Genomic DNA, 26196 nt, shown 5'->3' with positions numbered 1-26196 from the left:
CCAGATGAAGCTCGCAGTCGTGGGTGGCGGATCCACCTATACCCCTGAGTTGATCGACGGCTTCGCCCGGCTGAGGGACACCCTCCCGCTCAGTGAACTGGTCCTCATCGACCCGGCGGCCGACCGGCTGGAGCTCGTCGGTGGTCTGGCACGGCGGATCTTCGCCAGGCAGGGCCACGACGGGAAGATCGTCACCACCTCCGACGTCGACGCGGGCATCGCGGACGCCGATGCGGTGCTGCTGCAGCTGCGCGTCGGCGGTCAGGCGGCCCGCAACCAGGACGAGACCTGGCCGCTGGAGTGCGGCTGCGTCGGTCAGGAGACGACGGGCGCGGGCGGCCTGGCCAAGGCGCTGCGCACGGTCCCGGTCGTCCTCGACATCGCCGAGCGGGTGCGGCGTGCCAACCCGGACGCCTGGATCATCGACTTCACCAACCCGGTGGGCATTGTGACCAGGGCGCTGCTGCAGGCCGGCCACAAGGCCGTGGGCCTGTGCAATGTCGCCATCGGCTTCCAGCGCAGGTTCGCGGCCCTCCTCGAAGTCGCCGCCACCGACGTCCACTTGAACCATGTGGGCCTCAACCACCTGACGTGGGAGACGGGGGTGCGGCTCGGCGGCCCGGAGGGCGCGGACGTACTGCCGAAGCTGCTGGCCGAGCACAGTGACGCGATCGCCGACGATCTGCGTCTGCCGCGTGCGGTGCTCGACCGGCTCGGCGTCGTCCCCTCGTACTACCTGCGCTATTTCTACGCGCACGACGAGGTCGTACGGGAGCTGAGGACCAAGCCTTCGCGGGCCGCCGAGGTCGCGGAGATGGAGGAGCAGCTGCTGAAGATGTACGGCGACCCGGCGCTCGACACCAAGCCGGAGCTGCTGGCCAAGCGTGGCGGCGCCTTCTACTCGGAGGCGGCCGTGGATCTCGCGGCCTCCCTGATCGGCGGGGGCGGCAGCCCGTACCAGGTGGTGAACACCCTCAACAACGGCACCCTGTCGTTTCTCCCCGACGACGCGGTGATCGAGGTGCAGGCCGCCGTCGGCGCGCAGGGCGCGACACCACTGCCCGTGCCCGAGCTCGACCCTCTGTACGCCGGGCTGATCACCCATGTCACGGCGTACGAGGACCTGGCGCTGGAGGCTGCGCTGCGCGGCGGCCGCGACCGTGTCTTCAAGGCGCTGCTGTCCCATCCCCTGATCGGCCAGTACGAGTACGCCGATGCGCTCACCGACAAGCTGATCGCGCACAACCAGGAGCACCTCGCGTGGGCCTGAACGCACGTCGGCCCGCGGAGACGAGCGTGCTCGCCATCGACGCGGGCAACAGCAAGACCGATGTGGCCGTGATCGGTGGGGATGGCGCCGTGCTCGCTGCCGCGCGCGGTGGTGGCTTCCAGCCGCCACAGGTCGGCGTGGAGGCGGCGATCGACGCCCTCGCCGAAGCGGTCGGCCGGGCGCTGGCCGAGGCGGGCGTGACGGGCGTCGCGCACGTCTCTGCCTGCCTGGCCAACGCCGATCTTCCGGTGGAGGAACGGGAGTTGGCCGAGGCCGTGCAGCGGCGCGGCTGGGGGCGTACGACCGAAGTCCGCAACGACACCTTCGCGATCCTGCGCGCCGGTGTGGACGAGCCGCGCGGTGTCGCGGTGGTGTGCGGCGCGGGAATCAACTGCGTCGGCATGCTGCCGGACGGCCGCACCGCGCGCTTCCCGGCGATCGGCAAGATCTCCGGGGACTGGGGCGGAGGCGCGGGCCTCGCGGAGGAGGCGCTGTGGTTCGCGGCGCGGGCGGAGGACGGGCGCGGCGAGCCGACGGCCCTCGCCCGTACGCTGCCCGCGCACTTCGGACTCGACTCGATGTACGCCCTGATAGAGGCGCTGCACCTGGAGCACATCCCCTCGGCGCGCAAGCACGAGCTCACTCCGGTCCTCTTCATGACCAGCGCTGGGGGCGACCCGGTGGCCCGCTCGCTGGTGCACCGGCTGGCACAGGAGGTCGTCGCGCTGTCCACGGTGGCGCTGGCCCGGCTCGATCTCCTGGACGAGGCGGTGCCGGTGCTGCTGGGCGGCAGTGTGCTCGCGGCCCGGCATCCGGAACTGGACGAGCAGGTCGGCACCTTGCTGGCGGCCAGGGCTCCGAAGGCGGTCATCGAGGTGGTGACGGCTCCGCCGGTGCTCGGCGCGGCCCTGCTGGGGCTGGACCATGTGGGGGCGCCGCAAGAGGCCCGTGCCCGGCTGCGCGCGTATTACGCGTAGCGCAGCGTCAATTCACGTGTGGCGCAGGGTCAATGGGGCGGCGCTGTCCTCACCCGCCGGACGGGTTTGAACTCATGCCCGTCCGGCACCCGTGTCCACCCCTCGCCAACGGGAACCGATCGAGGTCGGGGGGCGTATTCATGGTGGGGAGAGCGGTCTGGCAGGATCCTGGATTGCTGCGATGGGAACAAGATCCAGTCAATCCTGGTGTGAATGTCGGTCACTCCGGCCATACTGCTGGCCGGGAGCAGTCTCCCGACCCGCCGGGGGGCGGGCCGACGTCAGGGACCGAGGGGGAGGTCACGTGACATACCCGCCGAATGTGCGCACCGCGCCCCAGTCGGCTCCGGGGCATGCGCCCGCACAGCCACCGGCCGTCCAGCCACCCGCACACCGCGGCGCCTGGGCCGTGGGCAAGGAGCGACTGCGCACCGCGGCGACGACCGAGCCGGGGCGGCTGCAGATCATCGGGGCCCTTCTGGCGGCGCTGGTCGTGGCGTTCGGCGCGGTGACGGCGTTCGAGATCTCCGACCGCGCTGCCGCGGCCGACGATGTGGTGAGCCGCAGTCAGCCGCTGAGCGCGGACGCCGCGTCCATCCACCGCTCGCTGGCCGACGCGGACGCGGCGGCCGCCAATGGCTTCCTCGCGGGCGCCGAAGAGCCCCGCGCGATCCACGAGCGGTACGAGAAGGACATCACGGCCGCGTCCAGGCTGCTCATCAACGCCGCGGCGAACAGCGACAGTTCGACCGAGTCGGGCCGCCAGATCGCCGCTCTCAACGAGCAGCTGCCCCGCTACACGGGCCTGATCGAGCGCGCCCGTGCCAACAACCGGCAGGGGCTGCCGCTCGGCGGCGCCTATCTGCGCTACGCCAACCTGAAAATGTCGAACGAGCTGCTTCCCGCCGCCGACAAGCTCTACCAGGCGGAGACGAAGCGCCTCGGCGAGGACAACGACGAAGCGCGCGACTGGCCGTTCGTCTCGTTCGGTCTGGGTGTGCTGGTGCTGGGAGCGCTCGTCTGGGCGCAGCGACGCAACTACCGGCGGACGAACCGGATGTTCAACCACGGGCTGCTCGCCGCCACGGCCGCGTCGACGGTCGTCGTGCTCTGGCTGATCGTGGGGCACTCGGTGGCCCGTGCCGAGCTGAACAACGCCATGGAGGGCGGCCAGGAGTCCCTCAAGGCCCTCAACAGCTCCCGGGTGCAGGCGCTGCAGGCCCGCGCCAACGAGAACCTGGCAGTCGTCTCCCGGGGCGCGGTCCTCACCCCGGACGGGAAGAACGACCAGTACGAATTCAATTACACGAACCGGATGGACGCCGTAGGTGTCACGCTGACGTCGGCGAAGGACCTGGCGGACGACTCCGAGGGTCGCGATCCCGTCGCGGACGCCACCAGCGCCGTCGCCGAGTGGCGCACCCGCCACAAGAAGGCGCGTGCCACCGACAACGGCGGTGACTACGACAGCGCGCTGCAGCAGATCATCGGCCCGAAGGCCTCGACGGGCCAGTCGTTCGACACGGTCGACGCGGCGCTGCGCAGGGCGATCGACCATGAGCAGCGGGAGTTCACGGCGTCGGCGACGTCCGGGCGCGGCGCGCTGGACGGGCTGCCGGTCGGCGCCGCCGCACTGGCCGTGCTCGGCGCGGCAGGAGCCGTACTCGGCATCAACCGCAGGCTTTCGGAGTACCGGTGAGAGGGGGCGCCATGAGGGACGTGAGGAGCAGGATCCGCGGCTGGGAGGGCGTCGCGGGGATGGCCGCGGCCTGCGCGCTGACCGCCGCCGTCACACTGCTGCCGCTGGCGAGAGGCACGCAGGAGCCCGGTGCGGAGCCGGCCACCCAGGGCGTGGCCTCCGTCGTGCCCGCCAAGGAGGACGGCTGCACCACCCCCGAGGCCTCGCTGCCGTCGTCGACCGCCGGCGGACCGACCATCGACGCCATCGTGCAGCGCGGCAAGCTGATCGTCGGCGTCGACCAGAACAGCTACCGCTGGGGTTACCGCAATCCGGCGAGCGGCGGCCTCGAAGGGTTCGACATCGATCTGGCCCGGGCCATCGCCAAGGACATCCTCGGCAGGCCCGACGCCATCATCTTCCGCGCCATCCCGACCAACCAGCGCATACCCGCCCTGAACAACGGCACGGTGGACATCGTCGTCCGTACGATGACGATCAACTGCGCCCGGATCAAGCAGGTCGCGTTCTCCACGGCGTACTTCCAGACGGGCCAGCAGGTGCTGGCTCCCAAGGGGTCGTCGATCACCGGGTACGACAAGTCGCTGTCCGGGAAGAAGGTCTGCTCGGCCGAGGGCTCGACGGCCTACGAGGCACTGGAGAAGAACTCCTTCGGGGCGACGTTCAAGGACGCGCACGACGGGCAGGCATCGGACGAGGACCAGCTCACCGTGCCCAATCAGCTCGACTGCCTGGTGCGGCTGCAGCTGGGCCTCGTCGACGCGGTCGTCACGGACGCGGCCCTCGCGGCGGGCCAGGCCGCTCAGGACCCGGCGGTCGCGCTCAAGGGCGGCAAGCCCTTCACCACCGAGTTCTACGGCGTCGCCACCAAGCTCGGCAACGACGACCTGGTGCGCCGGGTGAACAGCGTGCTCGACGACTACCGCAAGGGCCCGTGGACGGAGGCGTACAACAAGTGGCTGGTGGCCGATCTGCCCGGGATACCCGGGCCGCCGGCGCCGAAGTACCGCACCGGCTGAAACCGGACCTAGTCCTGCAGGAAAGCTAGTCCGGCAAGGAAGAGCAGAGAGGTGATCGATGGGCGCGGCGGGACCCTCCCCCAGCTTCGCGGGGGGACCCCCAGGACCGGTGATGGACCGGGACGAGGTGGACCGTGCTCTCGCGCGCCTCGGCGCCGAGCACGAAGCGATCGAGACGTCGCTCCTCGCCCTGCAGGACCATGCCGGCCGCCGGCTCCTCGAAGGCGCCGAGCTGACCGGCGTCACCAAGGACCGCTGGGCCTCCGCCGAGCAGGCGATCACCCTGCTGTGGGGGTACTTCGACGCGTACACCGCCGCCATGAACAACACCCGTGAGCTGCGTTCCCGCCGCCGCTGGCCCAGCCGCGAGGACCTGGTGGAACTGACCGAGCGGCTGCGCGGCCGCAGCGTCACGGTCGCGGGCACCGCCACGCACACCGCGCCGTCCATCACCGGACCCGCCAAGCTCTCCGAGCAGTTCACGCTCGAAGAGCTGGTCTCCCGGATGAACGAGCTGTACGCGAGCTCGCTGGACATGGTCGTCACGGCCGACTCGGTGTGGTCGGCGCTGCCCGCCCGCATAGATCTGCTCTCCGCCGAACTGCAGCGGACCCGATCGCTCGCGCACTCGGTGGGCGTACGGCCCGGTGAGCACCCGGCCGGCGACGAGCTGGAGGCGATCACCCATGAGCTGTCCACGCTGCGTGCCCAGGTGATCTCCGATCCGCTCGCCTTCTGGCGGCCCGCGCCCGGCAGTTCGGCCCCGGGCGGCGGACGGCCCGACACCGACCGCTACGACCGGGCGGCCCGCGCCCTTGAGGACATCCGCCGCGAGATCGAGGCGGTCCTCCAGGTCCGGCAGGACTCCGAGGAGCGGCTGATGCGGCTGCGCGACGTGCTCTCGCGCGCCGACCGGACGCTGGCCGAGGCACGGTCCGCGCGCGGCGAGGTGCTCGCGAAGATCGCGGCCTCCGAGGTGCCCGCGGTCAGCGGCCCGGCGACCGCGCTGCAGGAGCGGCTCGCCACCGCAGCCGAGTACCGCAGGCACTCGCAGTGGCACCGGCTCTCGCCGCTGCTCGAATCGCTGGAGCGCGAGGCCGAGGACGAACTGATGCGCGCCCGCGAGTCGTTGACGGCCGTGACCGCGCCGCTCGCGGTCCGCGCGGAGCTGCGCGGCCGCCTGGACGCGTACAAGGCGAAGGTGGCCCGGCACGGCATGGCGGAGGACCCGCTGCTGATCGAGCGGTACGACGCGGCCCGCCGGATGCTGTGGAGCGCGCCGTGCGATCTGCGCGTCGCCGAACAGGCGGTGCTGCGCTATCAGCAGGCCGCCGCCGAAGTTCTGGTCCCGCGCCAGGCCGGGCCCCAGGACCGCAGGGGGGATTCATGAGCGAGAACAACAAGTGCCAGCGCCCCGGCTGCGAGGGCGGTTACGAGGACATGGGCGGCGGTGAGCTGTTCTGCGACACCTGCGGGCTCGCTCCCGTCGTCTCGTCGAACGGCATGGTGTCCTCGCAGCCCACCGGCATCACGGGCGGCGGCAGGGACTCCGGCTCGGCGCGCAGTTCACGCTCCTCACGGGCCTCGTCGCGCTCCTCGACCTCGCGGCGTTCCGTATCGGGGCGGCTTTCGCGTTCGCTGACCGGAAGCAGCACCTCGACCCGGTCGGTCTCGGTGCGCAGCTCCGGCACCTCCACGGGCGCGTCGGGCCGCAACCGGCTGGGGGCGGGCCTGGTCACCGTGCCTCAGGTGCCGCGCCCCGACCCGCGTACGGCGGTGATGGAGAACCCCGAGGTTCCCGAGCGCAAGCGGTTCTGCTCGCGTTCCGACTGCGGGGCACCGGTGGGCCGTTCGCGCGGTGAGCGTCCGGGGCGTACGGAGGGTTTCTGCACCAAGTGCGGCCACCCGTATTCGTTCGTGCCCAAGCTCGCCGACGGCGACATCGTGCACGGGCAGTACGAAGTGATCGGCTGCCTCGCCCACGGCGGCCTGGGCTGGGTCTATCTGGCGGTGGACCGCGCGGTCTCCGACCGGTGGGTGGTCCTCAAGGGCCTGCTGGACACGGGCGACCAGGACGCCATGGCCGCGGCGATCTCGGAGCGCCGTTTCCTCGCGGAGATCGAGCACTCCAACATCGTCCGTATCTACAACTTCGTGGAGCATCTCGACCAGCGCACGGGCTCGCTCGACGGCTACATCGTCATGGAGTACGTCGGCGGCAAGTCGCTGAAGGAGATCGCCAACGAGCGGCGCGACACGGCGGGCAAACGCGATCCGCTGCCGGTCGAGCAGGCGTGTGCGTACGGCATCGAGGCGCTGGAGGCCCTCGGGCATCTGCACAGCCGGAACCTGCTGTACTGCGACTTCAAGGTCGACAACGCGATCCAGCAGCAGGACCAGCTCAAGCTCATCGACATGGGCGCGGTCCGCAGGATGGACGACGACGAGTCCGCTATCTACGGCACCGTCGGCTACCAGGCCCCGGAGGTCGCCGAGGTCGGCCCTTCGGTCGCCTCCGACCTGTACACCGTCGCGCGCACGCTGGCGGTGCTGACCTTCGACTTCCAGGGCTACACGAACGTGTTCGTGGACTCCCTTCCGGACCCGGAGAACATCAAGGTCTTCCAGACCTACGAGTCCTTCTACCGGCTGCTGGTGCGGGCGACGGACCCGGACCCGGCGCGGCGGTTCGCCTCGGCGCAGGAGATGGCGGAGCAGCTGACGGGGGTGCTCAGGGAGGTCGTCGCGATCCAGACGGGCCGCCCGCGGCCCTCGCTGTCGACGCTGTTCGGGCCCGAACTGCGAGTCACGGACACGCAGTTGTTCGCGGAGCTGACGGGAGACGTGTCGCAGCTGGGCGGGCGTGCGGCGACGGCTTCGGGCCGTGGGCGCGGGCGCGGGCGCGGTAGGCAGTCGGCGGCGGCGAACGGCTCGGTGGGCATGGGGCCATCAGCGGCGGGCGGCTCGGCCCCGGTGGGTGCGGGCGGCGCGCTGGTGCCGGCGGCGCGTGTGGGCGAGGGCGCGCCCCAACTGGGCCTCTCGGGCGCCGGATACGGCAACGGAGGCCCCGCCCAAGTGGGCGGGATCGTGGGCGCAGGGGCCGCGGGCGCCTACCCGCTCGCGCCCCACCTCGCCTCGCTCGAATCCCGCGCGACCTCTCTCGCGCTGCCCGTGCCGCGCGTCGACCCGAACGACCCCAACGCCGGTTTCCTCGCCGGTCTCATGGCCTCGGCCCCCGCCGAGCTGATCGCCGCGCTGCACTCCGCCTCCGCCGCCTCCCCGGAGACCCGGCTGCGTGAGCTGCGCGCCCGCCTGGAGATGGGCGAACTGGACTCCGCGAGCAAGGCGCTCGCGACCCTGGAGGGCCAGCACCCCGACGACTGGCGTGTCGTCTGGTACCGCGGCCTCACCTCCCTGGTGACCGGGGAGAACGAGGTCGCGGCGCTCTCCTTCGACGCGATCTACGACGCGTTCCCCGGCGAGCCCGCGCCCAAGCTCGCGCTGGGCGTGTGCGCCGAGGTGCTCGGCCAGCTGGACAACGCCGGGGAGTACTACCGCCTGGTGTGGACGACCGACCCGAGCTATGTCAGTGCCGCCTTCGGCCTCGCGCGGGTGCAGCTCGCGGCGGGCGACCGGGCCGGAGCCGTACGGACTTTGGAGTCGGTGCCGGAGGCGTCGATCCACTACACGGCGGCGCGCGTGGCCGCCGTGCGGGCGAGGCTGCGGCGACGCGCCGTTCACGAGCCGCTGATCGGCGACCTGTTGGCCGCCGCCGCGCAGGTGGACGGCCTGAAGGACTTCGGTCTGGACGCCGTACGCCGCGAGCAGTTGTCGACAGAAGTACTCGGCACAGCCCTGGACTGGGTACTCTCCGGTAGTCCCGGAGCCCCTCCGTCCGTACAGAACGCGCCGAGCGCACCGCACGCGGCGGCGCACAGCACGCCGACCGTGCTTCTCGGCAGCGAACTGGACGAGCGCGGACTGCGCTTCGGGCTGGAACGCTCCTACCGGGTACTCGCCCGGCTCGCCCAGCGCGGCGAGGAGCGGATCGACCTGGTGGAGCGGGCCAACCGCTTCCGCCCCCGGACGTGGGTGTGATTGATGGCCTCGCAGATGCACCAACCGGCCGCGGGGTCGGCCTGCCCAAGCTGCGACGAGCCGCTGGAGACGGGTGACCTCTTCTGCGGCGCGTGCGGACACGACCTCTCGGCCGTGCCCGAGCAGCCCGACGACCACCCGACCATCGCCATCGGTACGGCGGTCCAGTGGCCGGCGGCGACCGGCACGGACAGTGCGGGCACCCCGGCGCCCACCCACCGGCCCGGCGACCTGCCGGGCACGGACTCGGGCGGCGGCCCACTGGCTGCCCCGGCGGCCGTACGGTACGACAACCGGCCGGGCCGTGAGGCGTCGCCCGATGTCCCCGCCGTCCCTGTCCAAGCCACCGCGCCCAAGGCCTCGCCCAACGCCGCGCCCAGCGTCTCGTCCAGTGGCGACTTCGAGTTGCCCGCACCCGAGGCGGCCCCCGCCGAAGCCGCCGACCCGCGCGCCGTGGATCCCGTAACTGCCCCGTCGGGCACCAAGCTCTGCGTGGCCTGTCGCGCCGGTCATGTCGACACCGACGGCTACTGCGAGAACTGCGGGCACGCCCAGCCCCGCGAACGCGACCACATGGAGCGTGAACTCGGCTCGGTCGCCGCGGTCAGCGACCGCGGACTGCGCCACCACCGCAACGAGGACTCGTTCGCGGTCTCCTCCACGGCCCTGCCCGACGGCTCACCGGCCGTCGTCGCGATCGTCTGCGACGGGGTGTCGTCGGCGACCCGTCCCGACGAGGCCTCCGAGGCCGCAGCGAGCGCCGCCAACGAGTTGCTGCTGGCGACCCTGCCGCGCGGCACGCATCCTCAGCAGGCCATGCACGAAGCGATCGTCGCAGCCGCGGACGCGGTCAACTCCCTTGCCACCGACCCCGGTGAGGGCGAGGCGATGGAGCACGACCCGCACCGCCACCAGAACGCGCCCGCGTGCACGATCGTCGGCGCGGTCGCGGCCGGCGGCCTGCTGGTCGTCGGCTGGGTCGGCGACAGCCGGGCGTACTGGGTGCCCGACGACCGCAGCGGCCCGCCCGCCCGGCTCACCGAAGACGACTCCTGGGCCGCCCAGATGGTGGCGGCGGGCCTGATGAGCGAGGCCGAGGCGTACGCGGACGAGCGCGCCCACGCCATCACGGGCTGGCTGGGAGCCGACGCGTACGAACTGGAGCCGCACACCGCGTCGTTCAAGCCGGACCGTTCCGGTGTGGTCGTGGTCTGCACGGACGGCCTGTGGAACTACGCCGAGGGCGCCGAGGACATGGCCCGGGCGATCCCCGCCGATGCCGCGGGACGGCCGCTGCACAGCGCGCAGGTTCTGGTCGGTCATGCCCTGGACGGTGGGGGCCACGACAACGTAACAGTGGCCGTCCTGCCGTTCGCCGTGCCGCACCAAGGGGCAGGATCGGCCTACAACAAGGCTTGAGCCCCCTTTTGTCCGCGGCTCGTGGACCTTCATGCCGTTCCTCGCTGACCGATTCTGACCAACTCTGCCCGAGCGGAGCCTCAAGGAGCCGATTCAGATGGCTGTTTTCTCCAAGTCCCAGGTGCCGCAGTTCTCCGTCGAGGTGTACCAGAACGCATACCTGCCCGAGGGCGGCCGTGAGGTGAACGCGATCGCCACCGTGACCTCGACCGGAGGCGGCACCAGCGGTGGGGCTCCGCTCACGGGCGCCACGCCCTCCCCCACCGCCATACCGGGGCAGGCGCCGAGCGCGGCCGTAGTGATCATGGTCGACTGTTCCGGCTCGATGGACTACCCGCCGACCAAGATGCGCAATGCCCGTGATGCCACGGCCGCCGCCATCGACACCCTGCGCGACGGTGTCGCGTTCGCGGTGGTCGCCGGCACGCATGTGGCCGCCGAGGTCTTCCCCGGCGGCGGAAAGCTCGCCGTCGCCGATCCGGCGACCCGTGCACAGGCCAAGGACGCCCTGCGGCGGCTCACCGCGGGCGGCGGCACCGCGATCGGCACCTGGCTGAGGCTGGCCGACCGGCTGCTCGCCACCTCCGATACCGCGATCCGGCACGGCATCCTGCTCACCGACGGCCGTAACGAGCACGAGGCACCGGAGGATCTGCGGGCCACGCTCGACGCGGCCGCGGGGCGCTTCACCTGCGACGCCCGCGGCGTCGGGACCGACTGGGAGGTCAAGGAGGTCACCGGCATCGCCTCCGCGCTGCTCGGCACGGCGGACATCGTCGCGAACCCGGCCGAGCTGGCCAGGGACTTCACGAGCATGATGGAGAACGCGATGGGCAAGGAGGTCGCGGACGTGGCGCTGCGGCTGTGGACGCCCGTCGGCGTGGAGATCAAGTTCATCAAGCAAGTGGCGCCGACGGTGGAGGAGCTGACCGGGCGGCGCACGGAGGCGGGTCCCCGGGCCGGGGACTACCCCACGGGATCCTGGGGCGACGAGTCCCGCGACTATCACGTATGCGTGCAGGTGCCGGAGGCGGGCATCGGCCAGGAGATGCTCGCCGCCCGCGTCTCGCTGATCATTCCGGCCGTCGACGGCGGTGCTCCGCAGGTGCTGTCGCAGGGTCTCGTACGCGCGGTGTGGACGGACGACATGGTGGCGTCCACCTCGATCAACCCGCAGGTCGCGCACTACACGGGTCAGGCCGAACTGGCACAAGTCATCCAACAGGGGCTGGATGCCCGCAAGTCGGGCGACATCGACGGCGCGACCGCGAAGCTCGGCCGTGCGGTGCAGCTCGCGGCCGACTCGGGGAACGAGGACACTGCGAAACTGCTTTCGAAGGTGGTGGACGTCGTCGATGCGGCGACGGGTACTGTGCGACTGAAGGCGAAGGTCGCGGAGGCGGACGAGATGACCCTCGAAACGCGCTCCACCAAGACGGTTCGTGTGAAGAAGTAGCAGCCAGCAACACCCAGATTCACCGATGTGAAACGGCCCCCGGGCCGGACGAGGAGAGGGGGAAGCGCCGACATGCCGACCTGCCCGAACGGACACCAGTCGGGTTCCGACGACTGGTGCGAGGTCTGCGGCCACCGCATGGCCGGTCCTGGCGCTCCCGCGGGTGCCGTGCCACCGCCTCCACCGCCGCCCCCGCCGGCCTACGGCTACCCCGGCCCGGGACCCGGCTCCGGCGACCCGAACGCCACCGCCCAGGCCGAGCTCTGCCCGCAGTGCCGCACCCCGCGCGAGGCCATGGCCCCGTTCTGCGAGGAGTGCCGGTACAACTTCCTCACGCACACGGCGACCTCGTACACCCCGCTGGCTCCGCCCCCGCAGCCGGTCGGCGGACTGAACCTGCCGCCGGGCTTCCAGTCGCAGCCGGCGCCCCCGCCGCAGCAGCACCCCAGTCCGCAGCAGCACGACCCGTACGAGTACCAGAGCTCGCGGCCCTCGCAGATGAACCGGCCCGCCGAGCCGCTGATGAACGAGCCGCCGTCGCAGCAGCCGCCGCAGGGCTTCCAGCAGCAGGGGCCGCCGCCTGTGCCGCAGGCGTTCCAGCAGCAGCCGGGCCCGCCTGCGCCGCCCGCGTATCAGCAGCCCGCACCTCCCGCGCCGCCGGGGCCCCAGCAGACGGGCGGCGGGGACGACTGGATGCTTCCTCCGCCCTCGCAGACGCAGGCACCGCAGCAGCCTCAGGCGCCGCAGCACACGCAGGCACCGCAGCAGCCGCACCCGTTCCAGCAGCATCAGCAGCAGCCGATGCAGCCGCAGTACACCCAGCAGCCCGGCCCGCCGCAGGGCCAGCAGGCTCCGCCCCAGTACCAGCAGGCGGCACCCGCGGGCTGGACGGCCGTCATCGCGCCCGACCGTGAGTACTTCCTGGCGATGATGCAGCGCAGCGGCCCGGACGCGACCGGCCTCAACCTGCCCGCGTACTCCCCCGAGCAGCAGCTCCCGCTCGTCGGCAACCAGATCACCATCGGCCGCCGCCGGCACTCCACCGGCGAGTCCCCCGACATCGATCTCTCCGTGCCTCCGGAGGACCCGGGTGTCTCGCACCAGCACGCGGTGCTGGTGCAGCAGCCCGACGGCTCGTGGGCGGTCGTCGACCAGAACTCCACCAACGGCACCACACTCAACGGCGCCGAGGACCCGATCCAGCCCTATGTCCCGATCCCGCTGAACGACGGCGACCGGGTCCATGTCGGAGCCTGGACGACGATCACGATCCGCCGGGGCTAGACCGGGGCTAGCGCGTGGGACGCCCCAGGGGCCAGGCATACGGCCCCTCGGGGTCGTCCAGCCAGGCCCACTGGTGGTGTCCGCTGACCGTGACCCCGAAGCGGTCCCGCTGCGGGCGCCGCTCGCGTTCCCACAGCGAGAGTGCCTCGTGCGGGTCGAGACTGCCCGCGGTCAGCGTCAGCAGAAAACGGAACAGCTCGTTCTCGATCGCGCGCCTCGGCAGCCCGCCGGTGTGCCCCTCCCGTGCGGCCGCGCCGCCGCGCAGCGGCACGAAGTAGGCGGCCGTCCGCAGAAAGCGCCCCTCCGCGGTGCGGCCGCGGCTGTCGTCGTGCACCCGCAGGGCGATCAGACCGGTGGACAGCGGCGCCAGGATCCGCGCCCCCGGCCTGCACTGCGGCAGCCAGTCGAAGGGAACGGACGGCAGGGTGCAGGTCGCGATGATGCGGTCGAAGGGGGCGCGTTCGGGGCAGCCGCGCGCGCCGTCGCCGGTGATCACGGCCGGGTGGTAGCCCGCCGCGGCCAGATGCGAGCGCGCCGACTCGGTGATCTCCGGGTCCACGTCGATGGTCGTCACCAGCTCGTCACCGAGCCGGTGGGCGAGCAGGGCGGCGTTGTAGCCGGTGCCCGCGCCGATCTCCAGGACGGCGTCCCCGTCGCGTACCTCCAGCTCCTGAAGCATCCGTGCCATCAGCGAGGGCTGGCTGCTGGAGGAGATCAGCTGCCCGTCACGCACCCGCGTCGCGAGCGGCCCGTCGGCATAGGCACCCCGCAGCCAGCGGGCCCGCCGCTGCGGATCGGGGTCCTCGCACCACAGCCGCTCGTACGCACCCTTGCCGACGCCGTCACTCGGGGCGTATCCCCGGCTCACGAAGTAGTACGGCACGAACAGATGCCGCGGCACGTCCTCGAACGCCGCCCGCCAGGCCGGATCGGTCAGCCCGCCGTCGGCCATGATCGTCCGCACCATCGAGCGCCGTGCCTCGGCCGCGGGCTCGGCGAACCGTTCAAGCTCCGTACCCATGCCTCCACTCTCCTGCGCGGCCGCCGCCGAGGCGAGCACCCGATTGTGGATGGGTCCTAGGGCCTGCGTCCTCGGCCGGTGCGTCTGAGACCATGGAGGGGTGACTGAGATTCCGCGCGGCACCCTTGAGGAGCAGACGTTCTACGAGCAGATCGGTGGCGAGGAGACCTTCCGGCGTCTCGTCCACCGTTTCTACCAGGGCGTTGCCGAGGACCCGCTGCTGCGGCCGATGTACCCGGAGGAGGATCTGGGTCCGGCCGAGGAGCGGCTCACGCTGTTCCTGATCCAGTACTGGGGCGGGCCCCGCACCTACAGCGACAACCGCGGCCACCCGCGGCTGCGGATGCGGCACGCGCCGTTCACCGTCGACCGGGCCGCACACGACGCCTGGCTGAAGCACATGCGTGCGGCCGTGGACGAGCTCGGGCTCTCCGAGGCGCACCAGCGGCAGCTGTGGGACTACCTCACCTATGCCGCGGCCTCGATGGTGAACGCGGCCGACTAGCGGGTTTCCGCAGCAGGTCTCAGCCGTGCTGGGTGGGCGTGACCGTCAGTCCGCCGAGGCCATTCGCGCGTACGACGATCGACCCGAAGGGTGTACGCAATCTGAGCCAGGCTCCCGTGGACAGCAGGGCGACCGGAACTCCCGGGCGCAGAAAGCCGAGCGACTGTGCGGCGTGCACGGCGCGCAGCGGCAGCCCGGTGGTGCCAACCGTGCGCGACCAGATCTCGCGGCCGATCCGGTCCCGCTCGGCGCGGGTGCGGCGCTCGGCGGGCAACTGCTCGTCGCGCGTGCGGAATTCGGCGACCGCGGCGGCGACGGCTCCGCGCATCGCGGTCACCTCGGGCAGTCCGGCGAGCTCCCGCCAGCCGCCGCGCGGCGGCAGCACCCCGGCCCACGGCGGCCCGGTGACCGGCGCGGGCACGGTGAACTCCGCGCCGCCCTCACCGCCCAGGGACTCCAGAAGCTCACCCGCCGAGACGGTGACATCCAGCTCGACGGGGTCGTCGAGCCGTGCCGTACGGATCGCGAGCACCTCGAAGGAGGGCGGGCGCCCGAAAACGGCGAGCGCGCCACCACCGGCCTGGAGGCGGACGGCGGCGGCGCGGTCGTAGTGGATCAGCCGGGCGAGGAAGGCGGCGAGATCCTCCGCCTCCCTCGCGTCGGCGAAGTGCAGACTCTGCACGGGGACGCTCATGCTGCGAGAGCACCCTCGCCCGCGTCGTCGAGGTACTTCAGGAGGAAGGACTTCTCCTCCGCGCTGATCCGGCGCGGACGCTCGGCGGCGAGGTCGTAGGGCACGACGACGGTCGAGGCCCGCACATAGACCTGCGAAGGGCCCTCCGCGTCCTTGACCTCGTACGCGATGGTCAGCGACGCCGCACCTATCTTCGTCACCCACGACTCGATGATCACCGGCTCGTGCCGGTGGACCAGCGGTCGCTTGTACTCGATCTCGTGGCGGGCCACGACGGACCCGCCGGAGAACGACGGCGACCCGTCCCCCGGCGCGAGCCGGAACATGAAGTCGATACGCGCTTCTTCCAGATACCGGAGGAAGACGACGTTGTTGACATGCCCGAAGGCGTCCATGTCCGACCAGCGGAGGGGGCAGCGGTAGATGTGCCGGGCCATAGGTGAACCTCAGCCCCGGGTGAGCTTCTTGTAGGTGGCACGGTGCGGGCGGGCCGCGTCCGGGCCGAGGCGCTCGACCTTGTTCTTCTCGTACGAATCGAAGTTGCCCTCGAACCAGAACCACTTGGAGTCGCCCTCGTACGCCAGGATGTGCGTGGCGACGCGGTCGAGGAACCAGCGGTCGTGGGAGACGACCACGGCCGCACCGGGGAACTCGAGCAGGGCGTTCTCCAGGGAGGAGAGCGTCTCGACGTCGAGGTCGTTGGTGGGCTCGTCGAGGAGCAGCAGGTTGCCGCCCTGCTTGAGGGTCAGCGCCAGGTTGAGGCGGTTGCGCTCACCGCCGGACAGGACTCCGGCCGGCTTCTGCTGGTCCGGGCCCTTGAAGCCGAACGCCGAGACATAGGCGCGGGACGGCATCTCGACCTGGCCGACGTTGATGTAGTCGAGCTCGTCGGAGACAACGGCCCACAGGGTCTTCTTGGGGTCGATGTTGGCGCGGCTCTGGTCGACGTAGGAGATCTTGACGGTCTCGCCGACCTTAATCACACCGGAGTCGGCCTCTTCCAGACCCTGGATCATCTTGAAGAGCGTGGTCTTGCCGGCGCCGTTGGGGCCGATGACGCCGACGATGCCGTTACGCGGCAGGGTGAAGCTCAGGTCGTCGATCAGGACCTTGTCGCCGAAGGCCTTGGTGAGGTTCTCGACCTCGACGACGACGGAGCCCAGACGCGGGCCCGGCGGGATCTGGATCTCCTCGAAGTCCAGCTTCCGCATCTTGTCGGCCTCGGCGGCCATCTCCTCGTAACGGGCAAGACGGGCCTTGGACTTGGCCTGCCGCCCCTTCGCGTTGGAGCGGACCCACTCGAGCTCTTCCTTCAGACGCTTCTGGCGCTTGGCGTCCTTGGCTCCCTCGACCTTGAGGCGGGAGGCCTTGTTCTCCAGGTAGGTGGAGTAGTTGCCCTCGTAGGGGTGGGCGCGGCCGCGGTCGAGCTCGAGGATCCACTCGGCGACGTTGTCGAGGAAGTACCGGTCGTGGGTGATGGCGACGACGGTGCCGGGGTACTTGGCGAGGTGCGCCTCCAGCCACTGCACGGACTCGGCGTCCAGGTGGTTGGTGGGCTCGTCGAGGAGCAGCAGGTCGGGGGCTTCGAGCAGCAGCTTGCACAGGGCGACGCGGCGCTTCTCACCACCGGAGAGGGTGGTGACGGCCCAGTCCCCGGGCGGGCAGCCGAGCGCGTCCATGGCCTGCTCGAGCTGGGCGTCGAGGTCCCAGGCGTTGGCGTGGTCGAGCTCCTCCTGGAGCTTGCCCATCTCTTCCATCAGCGCGTCGGTGTACTCGGTCGCCATCTGCTCGGCGATCTCGTTGAACCGGTCGAGCTTGCCCTTGATCGCGGCAACGCCGTCCTCGACGTTCTCCAGAACCGTCTTGGACTCGTCCAGCGGCGGCTCCTGCAGCAGGATGCCGACGGTGTAGCCGGGCGAGAGGAACGCGTCACCGTTGGAGGGCTGCTCCAGACCGGCCATGATCTTCAGCACGGTGGACTTACCGGCGCCGTTGGGGCCGACCACACCGATCTTCGCACCGGGCAGGAAGCTCAGCGTCACGTCATCGAGGATGACCTTGTCGCCGTGCGCCTTGCGCGTCTTGCGCATGGTGTAGATGTACTCAGCCAAGAGAAACCGTCCGGCTAGAAGAGGGTGGGCAGATACACCCCATCTTGCCTGACCGCCACCCCGCGAAGGAAACCAGTACTTCAGGGTGCCCGCCACCTGGACCTTCGTTGACAGCGGCCGTGGCTGATCTGTCACTGTTTGTCGGCACCGGTCGCTGTCGAGGGGCCTCGCACGGCCCAGGGACGGCCCGAGAACTCCCCTGGGGCGCTGCCATTGACTCCATCCAGCGAAGGACCGGGCCCGCTCGCAGCAGGGCATGCCGCCGCCCGGGTCGGCTGGAGGAGTGCCGCCTCCGAGGGGACCAGCTCCTCAGGACGCAGCCAACCCTTCCGCAAGCCACATGCGATTGGCTGGTCACGGCCCGTGTCGTCGGCTGCTAAGATTTCTCGGTCGGCTCTTCTGCGCCCGGACTTCTGACATCCGTGGCGGGGCCGAGAGGAAGCGAAAGAAAGAAAGACAGGAAGCGAAAGCAGTGCCGAGCCATACACCGGTTTGGCTGGCTGCGGGTTTCCTGTGCCCGGGACCAGCTCGATACTCCCCACAGGTTGAATGGAGAGATTCGAGGAACGTGGACGCTCTACGTGATCTGCTTACCCTACGTGATCTGCTTTTCTGCGCCATCGGAGTCGTACTCACGATTATTGCGACCAACCGCAGGAAGATTGCGACCAAATTCAGGAGTATGAAGGCTCGTCTCAAAAGACTGTGGGACATGACCTCGGAGGACCGCCATGACGGCGGGCGCTGAGCCCTAGACTTTCCTGATTTACTGCCCTGAGGAGCACGGGCGGAAAGCGTCAAAGGCCCCCAGCCGTGATCGACTGGGGGCCTCGCACTGTGCCGACATCTGATTTTTAAGTTCGATCACGATGGGTGGCGGTCTGCTACTACACACCTTCGGTGGGCAATTCCTGCTCCTTCTCCGGCCGCCTCGATCCGCCGTCGTCCGGCACCGTTGATGCCAGCTGGTGATGTCAGGCCGTCGACTACACGCCGGGAGCAACGCACGTGACCTGACTTGCTAAGGGAGTTGCCCGCTCAGTCATGATGACGTATGAGCGCCGCCAATATTTGGCCCGGAGGTTGGCGTATTGGCAGGAATTCGAGCGGCAGAAGCGTGCCGATACCATAACCGTGCACGTACGCCAATTAGTTATAGGTAGGAGCTTACTCAGAGGCAACCCAGTCATAGTCCGCAGCAACTTTGGGAGGCGCATAGTTGCTGGCTTCCAGCCACTCGCGAGTGACTACGTTACTTGCATCTTGCTTAATGGTCCGCGAGATCAATGACCGCTCGTCTCGTGCATTCAGTAGAGCCAAAGAATACACTCGCTGAAAAATGGGTCGGGCTTCATCATCCAGGCGCCGTCGAATGATGTCTTTGGTTGCAGTCGGGTCAATCTGGGCCAATCGTTGGGCCGCTACTGAAACTTGGTGGAGGTCGGAACCCTTTTCAAGCCATTCCGACATTACTTCTTTGTATGCGGGAAGCTGCTTTGAGCTAGGGACGGCCAAGGCGAATTGGGCAGATGACCAGTGGATAGCAGCCCACTCGGTTGCCCGATAATCACTGTACCAGTCGCAGTAGGACCCCATTTTAAGTGAGTCCTCTCTAATGGCGTCTCGGAAGTACCTGCCCAATGCGTCTGCGACATGGGAGAGTTTCTCTGCAAACTCAAGCCATCGATCAAACCTTCCATACTCCTTGTGCTTCCTGAGAGTCTTAAGGATAACTTTGATCGTGGCGGGGGATTGGCTGAACGGCTTGTTCAGGGCTGCATCTTCTAGTCTCCTAAGCCATTCAATATCCATCTCCTCGACAGCGGCCTCAACGACATCCGATCCATTTTCCAGTATCTGAATTCTCTTTCTTACGGGAATCGGTACTTCTTGAAGTCCTTCGAGAAGGACATCATGACGGATCTCTTTGAGGCGGCCTAGGTGGCTCTTTGAAGCGTTGGCTTCAAGACCCAGCTCTCGGACGCGAGACTGGAAGTCAAGAAAGAATTTGTAGAGAGTCGACTCCTCTCCGGTTACGTAAATGTCATCCATCCAGCGGACTGCGCCTGTCAGCTGCCCGGTGGACAACCTCTGTGAAATTAGATTATCGAGTGGAGCCATGTATCGGTTCGCCAAGATGGCGGATGGCCAACTTCGCTGAGGAAGTCCATTTCTGGATGCGAGTTCATCGTGGGATCGAACGATCTTTTCGATCAGGCGTGCTCCAGCAGAATCGCCTGCCTCATAATAGACGATATCGACTGCCTTATTGACGTCAATGGAAGCGAAGAATGATGTGATGTCCGTCTGTAGTGCATATCCCTCCATCAAGGAGGGATCGTGGAAGAAGGAAGAGTAGCTTTTCCATTCGTCGCCATTGTTGGACAGCCTTTTTTCAGTGCGCAATCGCCAGCCGTAAACCCAGTCGGGCAGGTTGGCGTGAAGCTTTGAAGTTACCTGCGCTATTGCCGCCGCATATGCAATTCGCACGTCTAGCGACATTACGACGGCCGGGCGGACACCTAGCCGACTCTTCGGGACGACGGTGGGTTCGAATCTTGGCTCGCGGCGCAGTGTGATACTGCCATCTCGATGTACAATCTCTTGCCACGGAAATTCTTGTGGCTTATTAGTTACCCAGATTAGTTCACGCCACCCCCAAGGATCGCGGTACCAATCTCCATACATTTCTGTCTGGCAGATATCGGCAGCTTTCTTGGCGTCAAGTCCAAAGTTCATTAGTCCCCCACTGGCCTGGACTGGTATGTAGGGCCGCGCGACGGTCCTGGGTGTCGAGAGTAACTTAGCGTCGAGCTGAAGGAAGCGCGCAGTGATGAGCAGTTCCGGGCTGGCCATCTGGCGGCGGGCTTGCTACGAAGTCGGTGGAGTCTCAAGACGCAGTCAAGCGCTGGCACCGTGGAATGATGGAGCACCAGTTTGGAAGATCGCGTATGCGGATGGCGGTTGAGCCGCCCAGACTCTGACCTGGCCGCTTATGGAGAAGTACCCGCAGTTCCCCGTGGTGCCCTCTGCGTGCCCGTCTGAGCGGGCACGCAGAGGGCACGCGAGTTACCCGTCGCTGCGCTGGATGAGGAAGGCAATGTCCTTGCGGATGCTCATCACCTTGCGCTCGTCCTCGTCGAGGAAGTGGATGTACTCGTCCTCGATCACGTAGGAGTCGGCGTGCACCTGACGAGCCTTGGCGCCATGCACTTCATCGTTGATCCAGAAGTGAGCCACATTGATCAGCCCCTCGGCGGATACGGATCGCTGCCAGGGCTGACGGTGCGCTGATCCCGAACGCGGCCGTCAGTGCCGTGGATGCGGAGCTCCCCGCCGCCGTCCTTCGCGAGGATCTGGGAACCGCGCTGGACGGCCTCGGCCTGGGTGCTGGTGACCGCGCTGGCGCGATCGGACCCCGGCTTCGTGACGGCCCACGTTCCGTCGTCGCGACGTACCACGTCGCGGGAGTTCGCCTGTCCGGACATTAATACTCCGTTTCTGAGGCGGACTACCTGGCCTCCCCGTCTTGGAGTCAAGGCGGGGAGGTTGTAGGGTCCCAGGGCGGTACCAACGCACTAGGCCTCACGCGGCAGTCCGACCTCAAGTCGGGCCCCGAGTGGGGCCTGCTTGGGTTTGACGATCTAAGTGAAGCACCTCGGACGGACTGTCAGCAACTGTCGAACTGACGGCGCACCACTACCTGTTGTGTACCAGGGAGTAGTAACCCCTAGATATAGTGGTTGAGTTGCCCTCTGGGTAAACCCATCAGGATACCCGGTGCCACTGACAACGGTCGGAGTTCCGCGTCGAGGTCGGCGTAGCGGCTTTGGGCGGGAGCTGCCATGGGGCGAGAGATCATGGCCCCTTACGCTGGCCGCGAATCGGGCTGGCTCCTCGCCTGCCCGCAATTGCCCGATCGGGGCCATGATCTTGGAGGCTCGCCCCATGGTGGCTGCGTAAAGCCGCTACGCCGACCGCCCCAGCCACGTGCCGGCCTTTCTCTGACGGTTGGTGTTCGCGCTCGGTGCGCCGCCGCCCGGCCGGGGGCAGCCGGGCGAAGACAAAGGCAGCCCCCGAGCCGGGGGCTGCGGCGCGCGCCGCGCTTGCGCGGCGCCTTGATCGAGTAGGGAAACTTCTATCGCAGCGGCCTTCTGCCCTCTCTGGCTGGGCTGTCGCGGTCTGTCAGCCCGCTGCGTTACCGTGCCGTTCATGTCTTCTGCGCTGGATACGCCCCGAGGAGCGGCCGAGCTGGCCGAGTCGTTGTTGCCACCGCTCGGGAACCGTTGGCTGCACAGTCAGGCTGTCGCCGCGCGGGCCGTCGAAGCGTCGCGCGCTGTGCCTGAGGGCGAACGGGATCTCCTCGTCGCAGCGGCCTGGCTCCATGACATCGGGTACGCGCCCGAGTTGAGTGACACCGGGTTCCACCCGCTCGACGGTGCTCGGCATCTGGCGTCCCTCGGTGCTCCTGACCGCCTGGTGCGGCTCGTCGCCCATCACTCCGGCGCGGTGTATGAGGCCGAGCAACGCGGGCTCTCGGCCGAACTGGCCGCGTACGAACGCGAAGACTCTCCGGTCCTGGACGCGCTGATCTTCGCCGACATGACCACTGGCCCCGCCGGGCAACTCTTCGACTTCGACCGGCGCATGGACGAGATCCTGGTGCGCTACGAGCCCGGCAGCGTGGTGCATACCGCGATCAGCAAGGCGAGGCCGTACCTCGGAGCCGCTGTCGAGCGGACTATCGCGCGCCTCGGCAAAAATCAGCCGATGTAAGGCTCCGCCTCGCCGGACAGCCCGCGGTCGATCCGCATCCGCATCGACGGGTGGATGTTCAGCTCGTCGAGCCGATCCGGCCGTACGAACGCAACTTCCTTGCTCTCGCTGCTCGTGCGCAACTCACCGCCGGTGATCTTCGCCGTGAAGCAGATCGAGAACTGTTGCCGTACCTCGCCGTCGTCGTACGCCATGACGTGTGCCGGGTTGGTGTAGAGGCCGACCAGTCCAGTCACCTCGACGTCGAACCCGGTTTCCTCCTTCGTCTCGCGTACCGCGGCGTTAGCGACCGACTCGCCGACGTCGACTCCGCCGCCGGGAAGGGCCCACAGGTCGTTGTCGGTCTTGTGGATCAGCAGCAGTTCGCCCGCCTCGTTGAGCGCCACGGCTGTGACGGACGGGACGATGCTGTTCGCCTTCGGGGCCTTCGGGTCGTTGAAGTAGTCGATGCGGGCCATGGCTCCAGCGTCGCATGACCGCTGGCTACCGCGTCTACGAAGGGGTGCCGAGGTCCCACGCGTAGTCAAAGCTCTTCATGTAGTGGCGGAACGTCCGCGCTCCCGGGATGTATCGGAAGTGCAGCACTGGGTTCTGTCCGGCCGGAGCGCCAAGGACGTGGGGGTTCACAAGGATGTCGTCGTCGAACCGGTAGATCGAGTTGTAGAGGATCGTGTCGTGGAGCCGGATCTCGACGCCGGGTGTCTTGGTGGCGGGTTCGAGGTATCGGCGGGTGATCCGGGCCCGGGCGGCAAGGTCGTTGCCAATGCCCTCTTCCTCGCCGCGCTGGCGGACCATCTCAGAGTCCGGGTCGCCGAGGAGTATCCGGACCTGCGCCCCCGCTGTGGCCTTGTCCGCAAGCTGATCCGGCAGGTCCGGGTGGCTGTCGAACAGGAAGAGACCGGCGTACACCAGGATCTCGACATGGCTCGTGGCCTGCTCGATGAGCGATGACCAGAGTGTGGCCGGCACTGCTCCGCGGTGCGGGTAGTACGTCACCAGCTCCGAAGTGCTGGCCGTCTCCGCCTGCTTGGTGACCGAGGGCCAAAGATAGACCTCGTCCACGCCGAGGAAGCTGGACGCCTTCCAACGGTGCCCGCGGTGTGGCGTGCGGTCGGTTGTGATCCAGCGCTCGACGCTCTTCGGGTCCACTCCGACATGCTGCGCGAGCGACTGGATGGTCTCCCCCTTTGCCGAAATCGTCGCGCGCAGACGCTCGTTCGCCATCTCGTACCGCCATCTCAGGGACGTCGTGGACGTTTTGACGATAGCTCAGACGTCCCCAAACGTCCATACGGGCCGTGATGTGTCCATCACTTCCTGCGGTCTCCTGATCTCACCGCCCGATACGGCGGGTTCAACCAGCCTCAACCACAGGAGACAAGACAATGCGTCAGATTCCCGTCGACACCACCGGCGCGGTCGTGATGGTGGCCCAGCCTCCGCAGCCGAAGATTGCTAACCGCCAGACCGGAGAGGTCGCCATCGACCGCGAGACCGGCGCGCCGCTGATGACGATCGACGTCATGTTCGTGATGAACGGCAACGCCGAGATCCTGACCCTCACCGTTCTGGAGACCGGCGTCACCGGCGAGCTGGCCACCGGCACCCCGGTCGGTCTGACCGGTGTAGTGGCCCGACCGTGGGAGAACGAGTTCGGCGGCCAGAAGCGGCACGGCATCAGCTTCCGCGCCGTGGCCGTCACCTCACTCGCTGCGGACACCGCGAAGCAGAAGGCGGCCTGATCATGACCGGGACAGCGATCGGCCTGCTGGCCGTCGTCGGGCTGGCGCTGCTGCTGAAGTGGCAGCGTCCCGCCTGGTACTGGCTCGTCATCGGGGCCGTCCTCGCGGTGCTGCGGGTCCTGTTCCGGTACGCCTCGGTCATGGACGCCTGCGGGCTCACCGTCCCGCCGTCCCGAATGCGGCTGGCCTGGGCCCGTATCGCTCACCGGCCTATCCCCGCCCCTCGACCGCCCCGCATTCTGCGGCTCCGCCTGACCCGCACCGGTCTGGTGCTGCGGCTCAAGCTCCAGCCCGGTCAGGACGCCTTCGATTTCGTGGCCTCGACCGATCGGCTGCGGCACTCCTTCACCATGCAGGGCGTCACGTCCCGCGAGATCAAATCCGGTGTGGTCGAGCTGCGGATGACCGGTTACGACGTGCTCAAGCGGGTGCAGATGCCCGCCAAGGTCGAGCGCAAGGGACTACGTATACCGGTCGCGCTGCGCGAGGACGGGGAGGTGCACTACCGGGACTACCGGCAGGTTCCGCACGCTCTCAACCTCGGCGCGACGGAGTCCGGAAAGTCGGTCTACCAGCGGCAGTTGGTCAAGGAGCTCGCCGCGCTCGATGTCGCCCTGGTCGGCATCGACTGCAAGGAGGGAGTAGAGCACTATCCCCTGGCCCGGCGCTTCTCGGCGCTCGCCGACAACCCGGACGATGCCGCCGCCCTGCTCGATGTCCTCGTGGATCGGATGGCAGCGACATACCGGATCGTCCGACGCGAGCAGCGCATCAGCTCGGACATCCCGGACGCGGAGATCACCGCCGACATCTGGGGCCTGCCCGAGCACCTTCGCCCCGTGCCGATCGTGGTCCTGGTCGACGAGGTGGCCGAGCTGTCGCTGTTCGCCAACGCAGCGGAGAAGAAGCGCCGCGAGCGCATCATCACTGCACTGGTCCGGCTCGTCCAGCTCGGCCGCGCTGCCGGCATCTACGTAGAAATCTGCGGGCAGCGTTTCGGGTCCGAGCTCGGCGACGGGATCACCATGCTCCGCGCACAGCTCACCGGCCGCACTTCGCACCGCGTCAACGATGAGGCCTCCGCCAAGATGGCGTTCGGCGACATCTCCCCGGACGCCGTGCTCGCCGCAACGCAGATTCCCGCCGACCGCCCGGGCACCGCCGTCGCCGGTGACTCGACCGGCGGATGGGTCCGTATTCGTACGCCCTTCACTTCGCTGCGCCAGGCAGTGAACGTCTGCAACGCCAACGCGCACCGCACTCCGGATCTGCCGGAGCTGGCTCCCTTCCGACCGCTGCCGTCCACGGTCTCGCTGGTCAAGATCCCGGCTCCCGCTGAGGCATCCGTCTCCGCCTGATCTCCCTGCATCCCGGTCGGCGTGACCGTCTCGCGCCAGGTCCTTACCCCCGCCATGCCCGAACGGGGGCGGGACCGCCACTCCCTCGGAAGGAGGTGAAGACATGCGCCACTCGCTCCGCATCGACGCCGTCCTCGTGCAAGCCGTGATCGCCGGGGCCCTGTCCTTCGCCCACCTGCACGACCTCGCCGCAGCTGCCGGACAGACCGGATGGAAGGCATGGGCCTACCCCGTCAGCGTCGACCTGCTCCTGGTCGCCGCCTGGCGTCGACTGCGCAACGACGGACCGTCCCGGCTGGCCTGGTGCTGGTTCCTGATCGCCCTGGTCGCCTCCCTCGGGGCCAACGTCGCCACCGCCGGACTGCTCGACGTGGCACATCCCCCGGCCTGGCTCCGCGTCGGCATCGCTGGATGGCCCGCGCTCGCCTTCCTCGGCGGCACGCTCCTTGCCCACTCTCCGGCCGAGCCCCAGCCCCACCCCGAGCCGGTCGACGATCTGCCGGCCGAACCAGTCACGACGCACGAATCCGCGACGGCGGCAGTCGAAACACCTGAGCCTGCTCCGGCTCTGCCCGCGGCCACGCCCGAACCCGTCGCCGTCTCGGCTCCGGCCCCGCTCGTCGCCCACGCCCGCAAGGTCGCCGACGCCCACCGCGCCGCGACCGGCAACCCGATCGACACGGACACCCTGCGCACCCGCCTCGGCGTCCCCGCCCCGATGGCAGAGGCCATCGCCGCACAACTCACCTGACCAGAAAGGACAACAG

General features: G+C 68.7%; 23 protein-coding genes. 14 read left to right on the top strand and 9 right to left on the bottom strand.

Translation table 11 applies throughout. The features are described 5' to 3' along the window. Nucleotides 1–4: 4 nt before the first annotated feature. From OHA61_RS25565 to OHA61_RS25525, 9 genes are all read left to right on the top strand, one after another. Entirely contained in the window at nucleotides 5–1270 is a 1266-nt protein-coding gene (locus tag OHA61_RS25565; protein ID WP_406304993.1) for a 6-phospho-beta-glucosidase, read from the top strand. Beyond that, entirely contained in the window at nucleotides 1261–2247 is a 987-nt protein-coding gene (locus OHA61_RS25560; RefSeq protein WP_406304992.1) for an N-acetylglucosamine kinase, read from the top strand. Before OHA61_RS25565 ends, OHA61_RS25560 begins: the two co-directional genes overlap by 10 nt. A 304-nt stretch (nucleotides 2248–2551) precedes the next feature. Then, nucleotides 2552–3946 carry a hypothetical protein gene (locus OHA61_RS25555; protein ID WP_406304991.1) on the top strand — a complete coding sequence of 465 codons (1395 nt, stop codon included), beginning with the start codon at nucleotides 2552–2554 and terminating at the stop codon, nucleotides 3944–3946. Between the two features lie 11 nt (nucleotides 3947–3957). Then, the gene (locus tag OHA61_RS25550; protein WP_406304990.1) at nucleotides 3958–4965 is read left to right on the top strand and encodes a glutamate ABC transporter substrate-binding protein; all 1008 of its coding nucleotides are present in this window, start codon (nucleotides 3958–3960) and stop codon (nucleotides 4963–4965) included. Between the two features lie 58 nt (nucleotides 4966–5023). Next, nucleotides 5024–6355 (top strand): hypothetical protein, encoded by a 1332-nt coding sequence (locus tag OHA61_RS25545; RefSeq protein ID WP_406304989.1) that lies wholly within the window; start codon nucleotides 5024–5026, stop codon nucleotides 6353–6355. Then, complete coding sequence (locus tag OHA61_RS25540; protein WP_406304988.1) at nucleotides 6352–9063, top strand: tetratricopeptide repeat protein; 2712 nt, start codon at nucleotides 6352–6354, stop codon at nucleotides 9061–9063. Before OHA61_RS25545 ends, OHA61_RS25540 begins: the two co-directional genes overlap by 4 nt. A 3-nt stretch (nucleotides 9064–9066) precedes the next feature. Continuing rightward, nucleotides 9067–10482, top strand: coding sequence for a PP2C family serine/threonine-protein phosphatase (locus OHA61_RS25535; RefSeq protein ID WP_406304987.1), 1416 nt, complete (start codon nucleotides 9067–9069; stop codon nucleotides 10480–10482). Nucleotides 10483–10579: 97 nt separating this feature from the next. Beyond that, entirely contained in the window at nucleotides 10580–11938 is a 1359-nt protein-coding gene (locus OHA61_RS25530) for a vWA domain-containing protein (protein ID WP_406304986.1), read from the top strand. A 72-nt stretch (nucleotides 11939–12010) separates the two neighbouring features. Beyond that, nucleotides 12011–13222, top strand: a complete 1212-nt coding sequence (locus OHA61_RS25525) for an FHA domain-containing protein (RefSeq protein ID WP_406304985.1) — start codon at nucleotides 12011–12013, stop codon at nucleotides 13220–13222. A 7-nt stretch (nucleotides 13223–13229) separates the two neighbouring features. Here the strand turns inward: OHA61_RS25525 and OHA61_RS25520 are convergent, their stop codons facing one another. After that, entirely contained in the window at nucleotides 13230–14243 is a 1014-nt protein-coding gene (locus OHA61_RS25520) for a methyltransferase domain-containing protein (RefSeq protein WP_406304984.1), read from the bottom strand. A gap of 100 nt (nucleotides 14244–14343) precedes the next feature. Between OHA61_RS25520 and OHA61_RS25515 the strand changes: the two genes are divergently transcribed. Next, nucleotides 14344–14748, top strand: a complete 405-nt coding sequence (locus OHA61_RS25515; RefSeq protein ID WP_406304983.1) for a globin — start codon at nucleotides 14344–14346, stop codon at nucleotides 14746–14748. Between the two features lie 19 nt (nucleotides 14749–14767). On the opposite strand, the gene OHA61_RS25510 is transcribed toward OHA61_RS25515, so the two are convergent. From OHA61_RS25510 to OHA61_RS25485, 6 genes are all read right to left on the bottom strand, one after another. Next, nucleotides 14768–15442: a hypothetical protein gene (locus OHA61_RS25510; RefSeq protein WP_406304982.1), complete on the bottom strand. Its 675-nt coding sequence runs from the start codon at nucleotides 15440–15442 to the stop codon at nucleotides 14768–14770. Then, on the bottom strand, nucleotides 15439–15879 hold the full coding sequence (locus tag OHA61_RS25505) for a thioesterase family protein (protein WP_266476275.1): 441 nt from the start codon (nucleotides 15877–15879) through the stop codon (nucleotides 15439–15441). Before OHA61_RS25505 ends, OHA61_RS25510 begins: the two co-directional genes overlap by 4 nt. 9 nt (nucleotides 15880–15888) lie before the next feature. Continuing rightward, nucleotides 15889–17553 carry an energy-dependent translational throttle protein EttA gene (ettA, locus tag OHA61_RS25500; RefSeq protein WP_361905104.1) on the bottom strand — a complete coding sequence of 555 codons (1665 nt, stop codon included), beginning with the start codon at nucleotides 17551–17553 and terminating at the stop codon, nucleotides 15889–15891. A 1167-nt stretch (nucleotides 17554–18720) separates the two neighbouring features. Further along, nucleotides 18721–20241, bottom strand: coding sequence for a reverse transcriptase domain-containing protein (locus OHA61_RS25495; protein ID WP_406307456.1), 1521 nt, complete (start codon nucleotides 20239–20241; stop codon nucleotides 18721–18723). A gap of 381 nt (nucleotides 20242–20622) precedes the next feature. After that, a complete protein-coding gene (locus OHA61_RS25490; RefSeq protein WP_406304981.1) occupies nucleotides 20623–20793 on the bottom strand; it encodes a hypothetical protein in 171 nt (56 codons plus the stop codon). Nucleotides 20794–20798: 5 nt separating this feature from the next. After that, nucleotides 20799–21041: a DUF2188 domain-containing protein gene (locus tag OHA61_RS25485; RefSeq protein WP_406304980.1), complete on the bottom strand. Its 243-nt coding sequence runs from the start codon at nucleotides 21039–21041 to the stop codon at nucleotides 20799–20801. Between the two features lie 724 nt (nucleotides 21042–21765). Here OHA61_RS25485 and OHA61_RS25480 point away from each other — a divergent pair. Next, entirely contained in the window at nucleotides 21766–22329 is a 564-nt protein-coding gene (locus OHA61_RS25480; RefSeq protein WP_406304979.1) for an HD domain-containing protein, read from the top strand. Here OHA61_RS25480 and OHA61_RS25475 read toward each other — a convergent pair. Together OHA61_RS25475 and OHA61_RS25470 are read right to left on the bottom strand one after the other, a co-directional pair. Further along, on the bottom strand, nucleotides 22317–22787 hold the full coding sequence (locus OHA61_RS25475; RefSeq protein ID WP_406304978.1) for an NUDIX hydrolase: 471 nt from the start codon (nucleotides 22785–22787) through the stop codon (nucleotides 22317–22319). The genes OHA61_RS25480 and OHA61_RS25475 overlap by 13 nt on opposite strands. A gap of 34 nt (nucleotides 22788–22821) precedes the next feature. After that, on the bottom strand, nucleotides 22822–23553 hold the full coding sequence (locus OHA61_RS25470) for an XRE family transcriptional regulator (protein ID WP_406304977.1): 732 nt from the start codon (nucleotides 23551–23553) through the stop codon (nucleotides 22822–22824). Nucleotides 23554–23714: 161 nt separating this feature from the next. Here OHA61_RS25470 and OHA61_RS25465 point away from each other — a divergent pair, with 161 nt between their 5' ends. From OHA61_RS25465 to OHA61_RS25455, 3 genes are all read left to right on the top strand, one after another. Continuing rightward, nucleotides 23715–24071, top strand: coding sequence for a hypothetical protein (locus OHA61_RS25465; protein WP_175263373.1), 357 nt, complete (start codon nucleotides 23715–23717; stop codon nucleotides 24069–24071). A gap of 2 nt (nucleotides 24072–24073) precedes the next feature. Beyond that, complete coding sequence (locus tag OHA61_RS25460; protein ID WP_406304976.1) at nucleotides 24074–25429, top strand: FtsK/SpoIIIE domain-containing protein; 1356 nt, start codon at nucleotides 24074–24076, stop codon at nucleotides 25427–25429. 103 nt (nucleotides 25430–25532) lie between these two features. Beyond that, nucleotides 25533–26180 carry a DUF2637 domain-containing protein gene (locus OHA61_RS25455; protein WP_406304975.1) on the top strand — a complete coding sequence of 216 codons (648 nt, stop codon included), beginning with the start codon at nucleotides 25533–25535 and terminating at the stop codon, nucleotides 26178–26180. Nucleotides 26181–26196: the final 16 nt, after the last annotated feature.

Origin of the sequence: Streptomyces sp. NBC_00885 (genome assembly GCF_045207475.1) — a bacterium.
Classification (GTDB): Bacteria; Actinomycetota; Actinomycetes; order Streptomycetales; family Streptomycetaceae; genus Streptomyces.
Note: the sequence above shows the minus strand (reverse complement) of the source record. Positions and strands in the feature narration are given on the sequence as shown.